We start from the raw sequence: 15474 nt of genomic DNA, 5'->3' as shown, positions 1-15474 counted from the left end.
GGGTCACCCCGAGCCGGACTTCCGCTCGGGGTCCGCGGGATCGAGGCTGAACAGGGTGCCGTCGGGGGTCACGACGGTCAGCGCGCCGCCGTAGAGCAGGACCTGGGGATCGGCGGCGCCGCCCGTCGAGGCGCGTTGCACCCGGGGGTCGGTCTGCCACAGGAGCGCGCCCTTGCGGGTGTCCACGGCGGCCACCCGGCCGCTGGGGCTGGCCAGGTAGAGGGTGCGGGTGCGGGGGTCGTAGGTCGGGGAACCGGAGTTCTCCACGCTGGTGCGGGTGTGCCAGAGTTCTCTGCCGGTCCGCGGGGACACCGCCGTGACCTGGCCGTTCGAGGCCGTGATCCACAGCGTGTCGGAGGCCAGCGTCACCGAGCCCTCGTACGTCCTCGCGAGCTTCGTCGTCGACCGGCCGCCGGTCGTCGGGTCCGTCAGGAGGATCCTGGCGAACGTGGAGTCCTGCAGGGACACCGAGCCGCTCCCGTCGGCGGCCAGGACCAGGGCCGGGTGGCCGTCGAGCAGGCCGAGGAAGCCGCTCTCGAAGGGGACCTGCTGACGCGCCAGGACCGTTCCGTCGGTGCGGTCCAGCTGGAGGATGGTGGCGTACTTCGCGTTCTGGTCCGTGGGGTAGCACTGGGCGTACAGGCCGGTGCCGGGCGACACGAACGTGCAGTAGGTGCGGGCGGGCAGGCTCATGGTCCAGCGCGCCTCGCCCGTGCGGGCGACGCGGGCCGTCACCGTCCGGCCGTCGCTCTCGGCGGTCAGGACCAGGTCGCCCGACATGACCAGGCCGGCGTTGTCGTCGTGGGTCCTGCGGCTCCACAGTTCGTCGCCGCTCGCCGCGTCCAGGGCGACGACGTGGGCCGGGTCGCTCGCGGCGCCCTGCTCGGCGACGGTCTCGTGGACCACGACGACGCCGTCGTAGGCGCCGAGGACCGAGGAGTGGTACTCGGCGTAGTCGGTGCCGGGCGGTGCCAGTGAGGCCCGCCAGGCCGTCCGGCCGGTGCGTCCGTCCAGTCGGACCGGCAGGACCCCGTCGCCCCCGCAGTAGACGGCGTCACCCTGGCCCAGGCACGCGGACTGGCTGTCCGGCGGCGCGCCGTCCAGCGCCCTGACCTCTCCCCGGTCCGCCGGCTTGAACACCGTGGTCCCCCAGGGCCGCCAGCCGGCCGGGGGCGCCGTCCAGCGGGAGGCCGTGGCGGAGCCCGCCGTCCGGGGGGTGTCCGGGAAGCCCGGTCCGAACCGGATGTACCCCAGCAGGCCCAGGGTCAGCACGCCCACCGTGCCGGCCGCCGCCCAGCGGACACGGCGGCCCCGGACCCGGTCCCGGCGGCGGCCGGAGCCGGTGCCGGTCTCCGCTCCGGGCGGCCGGGCCGCGCCGCGCAGGCCCACGGTCCCCGGGTCGTCCGCCGCTGTCCCGGGCACCGCCGGGTCGTCCGCCGCCGGTCCGGGCAGGACGTCCGCCAACTCCTGTGCCAGCTCGTCCAGCCGGGGCCGCCGGGCGGCCTCCTTGTGCAGACAGCGCTCCAGCACCGTACGCAGCGGACCGGCCACGCCGTCGAGCACGGGCTCGTGGTGGACCACCCGGTAGGCGGTCAGATAGGGGCTGTCGGCGTCGAAGGGGCCGTGCCCGGTGACGCAGTACACCAGCAGCGCGCCCAGCGAGAAGACGTCCGAGGCGGGACCGACGGTCCGGGCGTCGGTGAGCTGCTCCGGGGACATGAACGGCGGGGTGCCGATCATCTGGCCGGTCTCGGTGAGGGTCTGGTGGTTCTCGGCGGCACGGGAGATGCCGAAGTCGATGACGCGGGGACCGTCCTGGGCGATCAGCACGTTGGCCGGTTTGAGGTCCCGGTGCACCACCCCGGCCCGGTGGATGTCGCGCAGCGCCTCCACCAGCCCGAGGGCCAGCCGCCGCAGTTCGGCGCCGCGCAGCGGGCCGCTCGCGCGCAGCCGGTCGGCCAGCGAGCGCCCGGCCACGTACTGGGTCGCCATCCAGGGCCGGGCGGCCTCGGGGTCGGCGTCCACGACGGGCGCGGTGAAGGCACCGCTCACCCGGCGGGCTGCCTCGACCTCCTGCCGGAACCGCGAGCGGAAGACGGGGTCCTCGGCGTACTGGGCGTGCACCACCTTGACGGCGACCTCGCGTCCGGAGCGCGACCGCCCCCGGTAGACGGCGCCCATGCCCCCGGACCCGAGCCGGTCGACCAGCTTGTAACCGCCGACGGACCTCGGGTCGTCCTTGCGCAGCGGCACGCTCGAACCCCTCCTCGCCGCATGACCGTTCGAGGCGTCAGCATACGGAACCGGCACCGCACCGGCGGCCGTACCCGGTGGTGTCCCGGGTACGGCCGCCGGTCACGGGACCGTCATACGGCCGCGGGCTCCGGCTCCTCGGCCGCCGGGGCGGACCCCTCGGACGGCAGGCGCTTCTTCGCGGCCCGCTTCCCGGCCCGGCGCTCCTTGCGCAGTTCGAGCATCGCGTACAGCGTCGGCACCAGCAGCAGCGTCAGCAGGGTGGAGGTGATCAGACCGCCGATGACGACCACCGCGAGCGGCTGGGCGATGAAGCCGCCCTCGCCGGTGACCCCGAGGGCCATCGGGAGCAGGGCGAAAATGGTCGCCAGGGCGGTCATCAGGATCGGGCGCAGCCGGTGCCGGCCGCCCTCGACGACGGCCTCGACCACGCCGTACCCCCGTTCGCGGTACTGGTTGATGAGGTCGATCAGCACGATCGCGTTGGTCACCACGATGCCGATCAGCATCAGCATGCCGATCATCGCGGGCACGCCCATCGGGGTGCCGGTGACGACCAGCAGGCCGAGCGCGCCGGTCGCCGCGAACGGGATGGACACCAGCAGGATCAGCGGCTGGACCAGCGAACGGAAGGTCGCGACCAGCAGCATGAAGACGATCGCGATCGCCGCCAGCATCGCCAGACCGAGGTTCTTGAACGCGCTGTCCTGGTCGGAGGTGACGCCGCCGATCGAGGCCGTGGCGCCCGCCGGGAGCTTCAGCACCTTGATCTTCGACTGGAGTTCGGCGCTGACCGCGCCCGTGTTGTCACCGGTCGGCTTGGCGGTGACGGTCGCGGCGCGCCGGCCGTCGATGCGCGTCAGCGACACCGGCCCGGCCACCACCTTCACGGTGGCGATGTCACCGAGCCGTACCGGGCCCAGCCTGAGGGCGCGCAGCTGGGCGAGGGTCTCGGCCGGCTTCGCGGACTTCACGACGACGTCCCGCTCGGTGTCGTCGAGGGTCGCCTTGGCGGCCGTGGTACCCCTGACCGCCTGGGTGACGGCGGCGCCCAGCGTCTGGTCGTCGAAACCGGCCGCGGCCGCCTTGGAGTTCGCCCGCACCGAGATCCGCGGCACGCTCGTGGACAGGTCGCTGGTGACGTCGGTGACGTCGTCCAGCCGGGCGACCGCGCCGCGGACCTGCTCGGAGGCCTTGCGCAGCACGCCCGGGTCGGCCGCCTTCACGACGACGCTCAGGTTCTGGCTGCCGAAGCCGTCACCGGCCGACACCGTGGTCGTACCGACGCCCGGGAGCTTGTGCAGCCCGTCCTCGATGGCCTTCTGCACCCGCTCGTACGACTTCGCGTCGTCCAGCATCACCGAGTACGACGCCTGGTTGGTGTCGGTGCCGCCGCCGAAGGCCGCCATGAAGCCGGACGAGCCCACGGTGACCTGGTAGTCCTTGACGCCGTCGATGGAGGCGAGCAGCTTCTCGACCTTCTTCGCCTGCGCGTCGGTCGTCGCGAGGCCGGTGCCGGGCGCCAGCTCCTGCTTGACGGTGAGGACCTGCTGGTCGCCCTGGTCGAAGAAGTTGGTCTTCAGCAGCCCGGACATGCCGAAGGTGAGGACCAGGACGACCACCGCGACCAGCACGCTGGTGAGGCGACGCCGGGTCGCGAAGCGCAGGACCGGGACGTACGCCCGCTGCAGGCGGCTGTTCGCCTCCTTCTCCTCGGCCTCGCGACGGGCTTGCTCGGCGTCCTCGGGGGTGCCCTTGGGCGCGCGCAGGAACCAGTACGACAGGACGGGCACGACCGTCAGCGACACCACGAGGGACGCCAGCAGCGCCGCCGTCACCGTGATGCTGAACGAGCCGAACAGGGCGCCCACCATGCCGCCGACCAGGCCGATCGGCAGGAAGACGGCGACCGTGGTGAGGGTGGAGGAGGTGACCGCGCCGGCCACCTCGCGGACCGCGCCGAGGATGGCCGCCTGGCGCTCCTCGCCGTAGCCGAGGTGGCGCTTGATGTTCTCCAGGACCACGATCGAGTCGTCGACGACCCGGCCGATGGCGATGGTGAGCGCGCCGAGGGTGAGCATGTTCAGGGACAGGCCCCGGGTCCACAGCACGATCAGCGCGAGGACGACGGAGAGCGGGATGGACACCGCCGTGACGAGGGTCGAGCGGACCGACGCCAGGAAGACCAGGATGACCAGGACCGCAAAGAGCAGCCCGAGTGCGCCCTCGGTGGTGAGGCCCTTGATGGACTTGGAGACCGCGGGGCCCTGGTCGCTGACGACCGTGACGGTGGCGCCGGAGCCGAGGTCCTGACGGAGTTTCGGCAGCTTGTCCTTGACCGCGTTCGAGATGGAGACCGCGCTGCCGTCGTGGTCCATGGTGACGTTCACGGCGAGGCTGGGACGGCCGTCGGTGCGGGTGAGGGAGTCGGCCGGGGCCTCCTGCTCGCGCACCGTGGCCACGTCGCCGAGGCGCACGGGCTTTTTGACGCCCTGCCCGGTGACCGTCAGGTCCTCGATCTGGCGCAGCGAGGTGAGACCGCCGCCGACCTGGACGGTGCGGTTGGCGCCGTCCTCGGTGAAGGAACCGGCCGCGACGGTCGCGCCGGCCGCCTGGAGCGACTGGGCGAGGGCGGCGGGGGTGAGCCCGGCCCGCGCCAGCTTCGCGTCGCTGGGCGTGACGGTGACCTGGACGTCCCGCACGCCGGTGACCTGGACGCGGCCCACCCCGTCGATGTCCTTCAGCTCCGGCACGACCGTCTTGTCGAGCTGGTCGGCGAGCGCCTGCTGGTCCTTGCCTGAGGTGACGGCGAGGACCACGGTCGGCATGTCGTCGGTGGAGCCGGAGACGACCTGCGGGTCGACGGAGTCCGGGAGCCGGGCGCGGTTGACGGCCAGCTGGACGTCGGCCACCAGCTGCTTGGTGTCGCTGCCGTAGTCGAAGGACGCCATGATCACGGCGTTGCCCTCGCTCGCGGTGGAGGTGACGCCGGTGACGCCGTCGACGCCTTCGAGGTTGTTCTCGATCGGCTCGACGACCTGCTTCTCGACGACGTCCGGGGCCGCTCCCTGGTAGGGGGCGATCACGGACACCATGGGCAGGGAGATGGTGGGCAGCAGTTGCTGCTTGATCTGGGGGACCGCGATCGCTCCGAAGACGAGCGCGATCAGTGACATGAGGCCTATCAGGGCCCGCTGCGCGAGGCTGAATCTGGACAGCCAGGACATGGGTCGTGGTCTCTTTCCGATGAGCCGCTGTGAGCGGCGGACAAGCTGCTGTGAGCGTCGAAGGGGGCACCTGTGAGCGCCCACCGCACCACCCTCGCCCATGCGCGGACCCGGTCGTGTAGGCCCAGGGTGCCGTTCCCCGGTCCGACGCCTACTCCGCCCGCAGTACACCCGGGTGGAGATCACTCCATCCTCGGACGGACCAGCCCCGACTCGTACGCGATCACCACGAGCTGTGCCCGGTCCCGCGCGCCCAGCTTGGCCATGGCCCGGTTGACGTGCGTCTTCACGGTCAGCGGGCTGACCTCCAGGCGCTCGGCGATCTCGTCGTTGGAGTGCCCGCCGGCGACCTGGACGAGGACCTCGCGCTCCCGTCCGGTGAGTGCGTCGAGGCGTCGCGCGCGGGCGGGGTCGCGGCCGTCGTCGCCCGCGTCGCCCTGGGCGAGGAAGCGGGCGATCAGGCCCTTGGTGGCCGTCGGGGAGAGCAGCGCCTCGCCGCCGGCGGCGACCCGGATGGCGCTGAGCAGTTCCTCGGGCTCGCTGCCCTTGCCGAGGAACCCGGAGGCGCCCGCGCGCAGCGCCTGCACGACGTAGTCGTCGACCTCGAAGGTGGTCAGGATGACCACCCGGACCTGGGCGAGGGCGGGGTCGGCGCTGATCAGCCGGGTGGCGGCGAGGCCGTCGGTGCCCGGCATCCGGATGTCCATCAGGACGACGTCGGCCTGCCGTTCCCGGGTCAGCAGCACCGCCTCGGCGCCGTCGGAGGCCTCGCCGACCACCTCCATGTCCGGCTCGCAGTCGACGAGGACGCGGAACGCGCTGCGCAGCAGTGCCTGGTCGTCGGCGAGCAGGACACGGATCGTCATACGGAATCCCCCAGAGCGCCGGTACGGCGGTTCGCACGGTCGTTGGTGTCGGCCTTGACCGGCAGGATCGCATGGACGCGGAAACCGCCGCCGTAACGGGGACCGGCGGTGAGGGTGCCGCCCACGGCGGTGACCCGCTCGCGCATGCCGAGCAGGCCGTGGCCGCCGCCGGCCTCGGCGGCCGTCTTCTCGCCGGAGCCGTCGTCCAGGACGGTGACCTCGATCGCCGGGCCGACGCGGACGACGCTGACCTCGGCCTTGGCGTCGGGGCCCGCGTGCTTCCGGACGTTGGTCAGGGCCTCCTGGACGATGCGGTAGGCGGCCAGGTCGACGGCGGCGGGCAGGGTGGTGCCCTGGTCGGCGCGGGCGACCTCGACCTGCAGGCCGGCGTTGCGGAAGGTGTCGGCGAGCTCTTCGAGGACGTGCAGGCCGGGGGCCGGTTCGGTGGGGGCCTCGGGGTCGCCGGACTGGCGCAGCAGGCCGACGGTGGCGCGCAGTTCGTTCAGCGCGGAGCGGCTGGCCTCGCGGACGTGGGCGAGGGCCTCCTTGGCCTGGTCGGGACGCTTGTCCATGACGTGCGCGGCCACCCCCGCCTGCACGTTGACCAGGGCGATGTGGTGGGCGACGACGTCGTGCAGGTCGCGGGCGATCCGCAGGCGCTCCTCGGCGACCCGGCGGCGGGCCTCCTCCTCTCGGGTCCGCTCCGCGCGCTCGGCGCGCTCCCGGATGGCCTGGACGACGGCGCGTCTGCTGCGCACGGCGTCGCCCGCGGTGGCGCCGATGCCGGTCCAGGCGAAGATCGCGAGGTTCTCCTGGGCGTACCACGGGAGGGGACCGGCGGCCATCGCTGCGGTGGTCAGCACGATCATGGTGAGCAGGCCGGCCCGCAGGGTGGTGCGGCGGTCGGTGCGCGCGGCGACCGTGAAGAGGGCGACCACGGCCGCCATCGCGACGGGGGCGCGGGGGTCGCCGGTGACGCACTCGACGACGGAGGCGGCGCCGGTGAAGGCGAGGACCGCCTTCGGGGCGTGCCGGCGCAGCACCAGGGCAGCGGCGGCGAGTGTCATCAGGACGAGGCTGAGCGGGTCGGGGGTGCGGACACCCCACCGCACCCCGTGTGCACCGTGCGGGACGACGAGGGAGCCCGCGACCATGCACACGAGGACGCCCGCGGCGATGGCCGCGTCCAGCGCGAGGGGGTGGGCGTCCGCTCTGCATCGGGCCCGGTCGAAGGTGCTCACGGTCTGAACGGTACGTCGGCTTCCCACACCCCGGAACCGCCCCCCGAACCGAGGGCCGGGTCCCGCCGGACCGGCACGGGGCCGGGTGTCCGTCGGCGTGGGGTCAGCCCGGGATGAGGCCGTCGTCGCGGAGCAGGGCGCGGACCTCGGCCAGGGTGGCGTCCGGGGACGGGAGGATGAGGTCGGAGGGTTCCAGGGCGTCCGCCGGGAGCGGTTCGCCCAGCTCCCGGACCTTGTCGAGGAGGGCGCCCAGGGTGCGGCGGAAGGCTGCCTCGTCGCCGGACTCCGTCTCCGCCAGGAGCTCGTCGTCCAGCCTGTTCAGCTCGGCGAGGTGGCTGTCGGCCAGCCTCACCTGCCCCTCCCCCATGATCCTCACGACCATGTCGGCCATGTCGCCCTCCAGGCGTCGGCTACTGCTTGTCGAAGCGCGGGGTGTCCTGCGGCTGCTGCGACTGCTGCCCCTGACCGGTGCCGCCCTCGATCGCCTGCTGGGGCGACCCTCCGGCGAGCTCGGCCTTCATGCGCTGCAGTTCCAGCTCCACATCCGTACCACCGGAGAGCCGGTCCAGCTCGGCCGCGATGTCGTCCTTGGCCATGCCGGTCGGGTCGTCGAGCGCCCCGGAGGCGAGCAGCTCGTCGATGGCGCCGGCGCGGGCCTGGAGCTGCTGGGTCTTGTCCTCGGCGCGCTGGATGGCCAGGCCGACGTCGCCCATCTCCTCGGAGATCCCGGAGAACGCCTCGCCGATGCGGGTCTGGGCCTGGGCGGCGGTGTAGGTGGCCTTGATGGTCTCCTTCTTCGTGCGGAAGGCGTCCACCTTGGCCTGGAGGCGCTGCGCCGCCAGCGTGAGCTTCTCCTCCTCGCCCTGGAGCGTGGCGTGCTGGGTCTCCAGGTCGGTCACCTGCTGCTGGAGGGCGGCGCGCCGGGACAGCGCCTCGCGGGCGAGGTCCTCACGGCCGAGCGCGAGCGCCTTGCGGCCCTGGTCCTCCAGCTTGGAGGACTGCTGCTGGAGCTGGTTCAGCTGGAGTTCCAGGCGCTTGCGGGAGGTGGCGACGTCGGCCACGCCACGGCGCACCTTCTGGAGCAGTTCGAGCTGCTTCTGGTACGAGTAGTCAAGGGTCTCGCGCGGGTCCTCGGCCCTGTCCAGGGCCTTGTTCGCCTTCGCGCGGAAGATCATCCCCATACGCTTCATGACACCGCTCATGGGCTTCGCGCGCCCCCTTCTGACGGACTCCGGCTCACCGATCCTGCAACAGAACCCACAGTACGGGCCCTGCATCCATTACCGCACTGTTCGGGGACCGATGCGCTCATCCCCAAGGACGACTGCGGCCGGCCCCGCTCCGGCAGAGGTAGTAGGTGCCCCCCGGAGTGAACCGTCTGCAACGTCCCCTCTGTCCCCAATGGAGACGACTGGCGTTGCCGGATCGTTCCCCACCGCACTAGGGCCCACACCCCGGCACCCCGTACCCTTGGGTTTTGTGTTCCGTAGCCGTGCCAAGGACGAGAAGGCCCCCGCCGACAAGGCGCTGACCGACTCCAAGCAGCCCCGTGACCCGCAGGCCCCCAAGGGCAGGCCCACGCCCAAGCGCAGTGAGGCCCAGACCCAGCGCCGCAGCGTGGCCAACACGCCCACGACGCGCAAGGACGCCGCCAGGCGCCAGCGCGACGAGCGGCGCACCGCCATGGAGCGGCAGCGCCAGGCGCTGGCCACCGGTGACGAGCGGTACCTGCCGGCCCGTGACAAGGGCCCGGTCCGCAAGTTCGCCCGTGACTGGGTCGACTCCCGCTTCAACGTGGCGGAGTTCTTCCTGCCGCTGGCCGTGGTCATCCTGGTCATGAGCGTGGTCAACAACACGGCGGTCAAGAACATCGCGCTGCTGCTGTGGCTCGTGGTGATCGTGCTGATCGTGCTCGACGCGGCCGTCAGCGGTCTTCGGCTGCGCAAGCGGCTGGCCGAGCGCTTCCCGGACCAGAACAAGAAGGGCGCCGTCGCCTACGGTCTGATGCGCTCCCTCCAGATGCGCCGGCTCCGGCTGCCCAAGCCGCAGGTCAAGCGCGGAGAGCGGCCCTGAGCGCAGAGCCGTTCTCCGAGGACGCGGCGAAGGCCTGGCTGGGCGGCCTGGGAGCGCTGCGTGACGTCGTACGTCAGGAGCTGGTCGCCCGGCAGCTCGACGAGCAGATAGCCGGACGGTTCCCGGTCGGGCAGCGGCTGCGGGTGCTCGACGTGGGGATGGGGCAGGGCACGCAGGCGCTGCGGCTGGCCCGGGCCGGCCACCAGGTGACCGGCGTGGAGCGGGAACCGACGATGGTCGCGGCCGCGCGGCAGGCCCTGGCCGGTGAGCCGGAGGGGATCCGCGACCGGGTGCGGATCGTCCAGGGGGACGGGCGGGACACGGGTGTCCACTTCCTGCCGGGCAGCTTCGACGTGGTGCTGTGCCACGGGGTGCTGATGTACGTCGAGGAGCCGGACGCGCTGCTGGCCGGTGTCGCGCGGATGCTGGCCCCCGGCGGGCTGCTGTCGCTGCTGGTGCGCAACGCCGACGCGCTCGCCATGCGCCCCGGCCTGAGCGGCGACTGGGCGGGTGCGCTCGGCGCCTTCGACTGCGTCTCGTACCGCAACCGGCTGGGGCTGGAGGTCCGGGCCGACCGGCTGAGCGCGCTGACGGCCGCGCTCGCCGGGATCGGCGCGCCGCTGCACTCCTGGTACGGGGTACGGGTGTTCACGGACACCGTCCCGGACGGCACCGCACTGCCCGACGACGTGGAGACCCTGCTCGCGGCGGAGGAGCGGGCCGGGCGGACGGACCCCTACCGGTCGGTGGCGGCGCTGCTGCACCTGTGCGGAGTGCGCGGCTGACGTACCCGTTCGGGCGAGCACCGCTTGCCCGTTCGGACGAGCAGCGCGAGCCGGGCGCCGGGCGCCGCGGCGAGACTCGGGGCATGGATGTCTCCCCCGCCCGCCGGACCCTCCGTGCGGCCGCCGTGCTGGGCTGCTGCTGCCTCGTTCCCGTCTCCGGGTGCACCGCCTTCGGGCGCGGCGGAACCGAGGAGACCTCGGCCGACCGGGCCGCCCACGCGGCGGCCGTGCCGCTGGCGGCGGCCGACCTGCAGAACCAGTACCAGAAGGTCATCAGGAACGTCCTGCCGTCGGTCGTGCAGATCCAGGCCACCAGCGACCTGGGCTCGGGCGTGGTCTACGACGAGAACGGGCACATCGTCACCAACGCGCACGTCGTCGGGAACGAGAAGAAGTTCAAGGTGACGACCGCCAACAACGAGGAACCGCTCACCGCGACGCTCGTCTACTCCTACCCCGAGCAGGACCTGGCGGTCATCAGGCTCGACAGGGTCCCGAAGGGGCTGCGGGCGGCCTCCTTCGGGGACACCGAGAAGGTCCAGGTCGGGCAGATCACGCTGGCCATGGGCTCACCGCTCGGGCTGTCGTCGAGCGTGACCGAGGGCATCGTCTCGGCGACCGGACGGACCGTCAGCGAGAACCCCTCCGGCGGTCCGGGCGCCACCATCCCCAACATGGTGCAGACCTCGGCCGCCATCAACCCCGGCAACAGCGGCGGCGCTCTGGTCAACCTCGACGGCCAGGTCATCGGCATCCCGACGCTGGCCGCGAGCGATCCCGACCTGGGCGGCAGCACGGCGCCGGGGATCGGGTTCGCCATCCCGGGCTCGATGGTCAAGACGGTCGCCGACCAGATCATCAAGCAGGGCAAGGTCACCGACTCGGGGCGGGCCGCGCTCGGCATCACCGGGCGCACGGTCGTCGACGTGAACTACCAGCCGTCGGGGGTGGCCGTGGTGACGGTGAAGCCGGGGGACGCGGCCGACAGGGCGGGCATCCGGCCCGGGGACATCATCACCAGGGTGGGGGGCGACGACATCACCACGATCACCTCACTGGCCGAATCGCTCGCGTCGGACCGGCCGGGGCAGCGGACGACGGTGACGTTCACCCGGGACGGCGTCCGGCGGACGGTGGAGGTGACACTGGGCGAGCAGTGACGCGGCGACGGTGGGGCGGCCGACCACGGCCGCCCCGACCGGCGTGCACGGACGGGTCCTCAGGCCTCGTCCGCGTGCAGGCTCATCGGGCCGTAGATCTCGGTGGCGTCCTCGTAGAGCCGCACCTGGTCGGCGCCGCCGGCCAGCAGGTCCTTCCACTGTTCGCCGAGCCAGGACTCGGCGTCGCCCTGGGTGGTGAACTCCTCGGGTTCCACCGCGGGCTGGACCTCCGTCCCGTCGGCCTTCTCGAATCGCCATGTCCATGCCGTCATGCAGGCCTCCTTTGATCCAACTGAGGCATCGTATAAGGGCGCCGGGAAAAACTCCGCTGGTTGGGGGGCAGGTACGGGCCCGGCGGGCCGCCGGGGGCGGCGGCTGAGGCGGGAACCGCCGGGGCGGGTGAAAATCAGGGCGTGGAAGTGACTTTGCTCGGTACCGGTGGGCCTGGCGGGCTGCCTCGGCCCGGTTGTCCCTGCGCGGCCTGCGCGTGCGCTGTCGGGGTGGCGGCGCGGGCCGCCACCGCCGTCCTCGTCGACGGGGCGCTGCTGCTCGATCTGACGCCCGGCGCGGCGTTCGCGGCGGCGCGGGCCGGACGGTCCCTCGGGGGCGTGCGCCAGGTGCTGCTCTCGCACCCGCACGACGGGCCCGCCGTGGAGGTGCCCGCCGGGCTGCCGCAGCCGGGCCGGGTGCCGGACGGACGGGAGCTGGCGCTGCTGACGGGGCATCGGGTGCGGGCGGTGGCGATGGACGCGGGCGGCACCGGGTACGCGGTGACCGGGCCCGACGGGCAGCGGCTGCTGTACCTCCCGCCGGGCGGTGCGCCGGCCGGTCTGGAGAACGGCCGCGCCGACGCGTTCGACCTGGTGCTCCTCGACGTCGTGGGGCGGCCGGACGCGCTGGCGAGACTGCGCGCGGTCGGCTCGGTGGGGCCGGCCACGGACGTGGTCGCCGTCCACCTCGACCACGACGTGCCGCCCGGTGCGGAGTCGCGGCGCCGGCTGGCGGCGGCCGGGGCCCGCGCGGTGCCCGACGGCGCGACGCTGACGGTCGGCGGGTACGAGGAGGTGCCCGACGTGCCCCGCCGGACGCTGGTGCTGGGCGGGGCGCGGTCGGGGAAGTCCGTGGAGGCCGAGCGGCGGCTGGAGTCCTTCCCGGACGTGCTCTACGTCGCCACGGGCGGCACCCGCGGCGGGGACACCGAGTGGGCGGCCCGGGTGGCCGCGCACCGGGAGCGGCGGCCGGGGTCGTGGCGTACGACGGAGACGTGCGACCTGGTGCCGTTGCTGGCGCAGGACGGTCCGGCGCTGCTGGTCGACTGTCTGTCGCTGTGGCTGACGGACGCGATGGACTCCGTCGGGGCGTGGGACGACACGGAGTGGGCGTCGGGCGGGGAGAAGGCACTGCGGGAGCGCGTGCTCGGACTGACGGAGGCGGTACGGGCCACCCGGCGGACGGTGGTGGCGGTGTCGAACGAGGTGGGGTCGGGGATCGTGCCGGCCACCGCCTCGGGCAGGCGGTACCGCGACGAACTGGGCCGCCTGAACGCGGCGTTCGCGGCCGAGTGCGAGCAGGTGGTGCTGGTGGTGGCCGGGCAGGCGCTCGTACTGCGGTGAAGAGGGCCGGGGCGGGCGCCTATCCGCCCCGTCCCTTCCGGGCGATGATCCGGTACCCGTTGGAGAACGGCGTCCGGCGCAGCAGCGGGGCCGCGGCGCGGTCGACGGCCAGCGCCAGCGCCACCAGCGGAGCCGTGGCCGGCAGCCACCGCTTCGGCAGCACCCGGCCCAGGGCCAGCGTGAGTGCCGCCGAGAGGTCGCACGGCAGGTGCGGCGCGCTCCTGTCGGTCCTGAGGATCTCGCACCCCTGCGCCTCCAGTTCCGCCCGCAGGTTGGCCGGCGGCACCAGGTGCAGGTGGCGGGGCTGGCCGTACGGGACCCACCACTTGCCGAGGAGCCGGGCGGAGGCGCTGCGCGGGTTCGGGATCTCGATCAGCAGGTGCCCGCCGGGGCGCAGCACCGTCAGGGCGGCCCGGAGTTCGGCCCGCGGGTCGGGGGCGTGCTCCAGGTGCCGGAACATGCTGACGACGTCGTAGCGGCCGCGGAGCCGGGCCAGGAGCGGGGGCGAGGTCAGGTGGCCGCAGTGGCCCTCCTCGACCCGTCCCTCGGCCCGGGCGGTCAGCACCCGCACGGTCGGGTCCAGGCCGTCGAAGGAGGTGTACGGCAGCAGTTCGCGCGCCGTGTCCGGGAAGTGGGCGTGGCCGGTGCCGATGTCCAGCCAGCTCTCCGGCTCGTGCAGCGCCGGCATCGCGCGCACCGCGGCGCGGTGCCGGCGGCGGCCCGCGCGGGTCGCGAGGAAGCGGTCGGTGTAGTCCTCCAGGCGGCCCTCGTAGTGGTCCTGGTGGTAGAGGGCGAAGCCGGCCGCGGACAGCCGGGGGTTCTGGAAGGCGTGGGCGCAGTCCCGGCACTCGTCGACGGTGAACGTGCCGGGCCGGTGGTGCAGGAGGTCGGGCGCGCGCAGCCGGGTGCGCAGGCGTCTGGAACCGCACCAGGGGCAGTCCTCGCGGCGCGGCTCGTGGAACCGGTCGGGGCCCGGGGCGAGTTCGGGCGTGGGTGGCATGGGCGGCTCCCTGTGCTCCCTGAACGCAATCCACTGCAAACCGGAACGTATGGGATACCGATCTTGCCTGCAAAGCCGCCGTGCGGGTGGGGTGCCGATCTGACGCCGAACCGCTGGTTGCGTGCCGGTACTGTTCGGCGAATGAGCTCGCTTAATCTCGACGACTTCACCGATCTGATCGAGCGCCCCGACGGCGGTGTGCGCCGGGACGCCGAGGCACGCCGGGAGCGGCTGGTCGTGCCGCCCGGGTCGCTGGGCCGCCTCGACGACCTGGGCGAGTGGCTGGCCGCCGCCCAGGGCTCGGTTCCGGTACGGCCGGTGGAACGGCCCCGGGTGCTGCTCTTCGCCGGTGACCACGGCGTCGCCGAACTCGGCGTCTCCGCACGGCCGGCGGGCGGCGCGGTGCTGCTGGTACGGGCGATCCTGGAGGGGTCCAGCCCGGTGGCGGTGCTGGCCCGGCGGCTCGGGGTGCCCGTGCGGATCATCGACATGGCCCTGGACTGCGATCCGGACGCGCTGCCGGAGGAGGTCGTGCGCCACCGGGTGCGCCGGGGCAGCGGCCGTATCGACATCGAGGACGCGCTGACCGCCCAGGAGGCCGAGACGGCGTTCCGGGCGGGCGTCGCGCTGGCCGACGAGGAGGCCGACTCGGGGACCGACCTGGTGGTGCTCGGGGACGTCAGCGTCGGCGGCACCACGGCGGCGGCCGTCCTGGTCGCGGCGCTGTGCGGGACGGACGCGTCCGTGGTGACCGGGCGGGGCGGGCTGCCCATCGACGACCTGGCGTGGATGCGCAAGTGCGCGGCGATCCGGGACGCGCTGCGGCGGGCGCGGCCGGTGCTCGGGGACCAGCTTCAGCTGCTGGCGACCGTCGGCGGGGCGGACCTCGCGGCGATGACCGGGTTCCTGTTGCAGGCGGCGGTGCGGAAGCTGCCCGTGGTGCTGGACGGGGTCGTGGTGGCCGCGTGCGCGCTGGTCGCGCAGCGGATCGCGTTCCGGGCGCCGGACTGGTGGCTGGCCGGCCACGACAGCGGGGAGCCCGGTCAGGCGAAGGCGCTGGACCGCATGGCCCTGGAGCCGCTGCTGGCCCAGGGCGTGACGGTGGGCGAGGGAGCGGGAGCCCTGCTGGCCCTGCCCCTGGTCCAGTCGGCCGCCGCCCTGGCCGCGGAACTCCCGGAGAAGCCAGAGAAGCCGGCGGAGCAGGAGAAGCCGGCGGAGCAGGAGAAGCCGGAGGAGTAGCGGCCGGCGGGGACACG

The 15474-nt window shown here is 73.5% G+C and carries 13 protein-coding genes; 5 read left to right on the top strand and 8 right to left on the bottom strand.

Going from position 1 to position 15474, the window contains the following annotated elements:
• Window positions 1-3: 3 nt before the first annotated feature.
• From AB0G52_RS12835 to AB0G52_RS12810, 6 genes are all read right to left on the bottom strand, one after another.
• Window positions 4-2253, bottom strand: coding sequence for a serine/threonine-protein kinase (locus AB0G52_RS12835; RefSeq protein ID WP_132886340.1), 2250 nt, complete (start codon window positions 2251-2253; stop codon window positions 4-6).
• A 113-nt stretch (window positions 2254-2366) separates the two neighbouring features.
• Window positions 2367-5480 (bottom strand): efflux RND transporter permease subunit, encoded by a 3114-nt coding sequence (locus tag AB0G52_RS12830; protein ID WP_132886341.1) that lies wholly within the window; start codon window positions 5478-5480, stop codon window positions 2367-2369.
• Window positions 5481-5662: 182 nt separating this feature from the next.
• Window positions 5663-6346, bottom strand: coding sequence for a response regulator transcription factor (locus AB0G52_RS12825; protein WP_132886342.1), 684 nt, complete (start codon window positions 6344-6346; stop codon window positions 5663-5665).
• On the bottom strand, window positions 6343-7587 hold the full coding sequence (locus AB0G52_RS12820) for a sensor histidine kinase (protein WP_132886343.1): 1245 nt from the start codon (window positions 7585-7587) through the stop codon (window positions 6343-6345). Before AB0G52_RS12820 ends, AB0G52_RS12825 begins: the two co-directional genes overlap by 4 nt.
• 103 nt (window positions 7588-7690) lie before the next feature.
• Entirely contained in the window at window positions 7691-7969 is a 279-nt protein-coding gene (locus AB0G52_RS12815) for a hypothetical protein (protein ID WP_132887004.1), read from the bottom strand.
• Between the two features lie 28 nt (window positions 7970-7997).
• Entirely contained in the window at window positions 7998-8789 is a 792-nt protein-coding gene (locus AB0G52_RS12810) for a PspA/IM30 family protein (RefSeq protein WP_046727388.1), read from the bottom strand.
• Window positions 8790-8988: 199 nt separating this feature from the next.
• On the opposite strand from AB0G52_RS12810, the gene AB0G52_RS12805 reads away from it, so the two are divergent.
• The 3 genes from AB0G52_RS12805 to AB0G52_RS12795 all read left to right on the top strand — a co-directional run bounded on the left by AB0G52_RS12805 (window position 8989) and on the right by AB0G52_RS12795 (window position 11605).
• Window positions 8989-9660 (top strand): DUF3043 domain-containing protein, encoded by a 672-nt coding sequence (locus AB0G52_RS12805; RefSeq protein WP_165939224.1) that lies wholly within the window; start codon window positions 8989-8991, stop codon window positions 9658-9660.
• Between the two features lie 80 nt (window positions 9661-9740).
• The gene (locus AB0G52_RS12800; RefSeq protein WP_132887005.1) at window positions 9741-10445 is read left to right on the top strand and encodes a methyltransferase domain-containing protein; all 705 of its coding nucleotides are present in this window, start codon (window positions 9741-9743) and stop codon (window positions 10443-10445) included.
• A gap of 83 nt (window positions 10446-10528) precedes the next feature.
• A complete protein-coding gene (locus AB0G52_RS12795) occupies window positions 10529-11605 on the top strand; it encodes a trypsin-like peptidase domain-containing protein (protein ID WP_132886344.1) in 1077 nt (358 codons plus the stop codon).
• Window positions 11606-11664: 59 nt separating this feature from the next.
• On the opposite strand, the gene AB0G52_RS12790 is transcribed toward AB0G52_RS12795, so the two are convergent.
• Window positions 11665-11877, bottom strand: a complete 213-nt coding sequence (locus AB0G52_RS12790) for a hypothetical protein (protein WP_132886345.1) — start codon at window positions 11875-11877, stop codon at window positions 11665-11667.
• A gap of 141 nt (window positions 11878-12018) precedes the next feature.
• Between AB0G52_RS12790 and AB0G52_RS12785 the strand changes: the two genes are divergently transcribed.
• Window positions 12019-13218: a bifunctional adenosylcobinamide kinase/adenosylcobinamide-phosphate guanylyltransferase gene (locus AB0G52_RS12785; RefSeq protein WP_165939225.1), complete on the top strand. Its 1200-nt coding sequence runs from the start codon at window positions 12019-12021 to the stop codon at window positions 13216-13218.
• A gap of 19 nt (window positions 13219-13237) precedes the next feature.
• Here AB0G52_RS12785 and AB0G52_RS12780 read toward each other — a convergent pair whose 3' ends face one another.
• Entirely contained in the window at window positions 13238-14218 is a 981-nt protein-coding gene (locus tag AB0G52_RS12780) for a class I SAM-dependent methyltransferase (RefSeq protein ID WP_132886346.1), read from the bottom strand.
• Between the two features lie 141 nt (window positions 14219-14359).
• On the opposite strand from AB0G52_RS12780, the gene cobT reads away from it, so the two are divergent.
• The gene (gene cobT / locus AB0G52_RS12775; protein WP_361336282.1) at window positions 14360-15457 is read left to right on the top strand and encodes a nicotinate-nucleotide--dimethylbenzimidazole phosphoribosyltransferase; all 1098 of its coding nucleotides are present in this window, start codon (window positions 14360-14362) and stop codon (window positions 15455-15457) included.
• The last annotated feature ends 17 nt before the right edge of the window (window positions 15458-15474 follow it).

Origin of the sequence: Streptomyces sp. NPDC021562, from assembly GCF_040640875.1 — a bacterium.
Classification (GTDB): domain Bacteria; phylum Actinomycetota; class Actinomycetes; order Streptomycetales; family Streptomycetaceae; genus Streptomyces.
The sequence above is the reverse complement of the archived record's forward strand: the minus strand, read 5'-3'. Positions and strand labels throughout refer to the sequence as shown.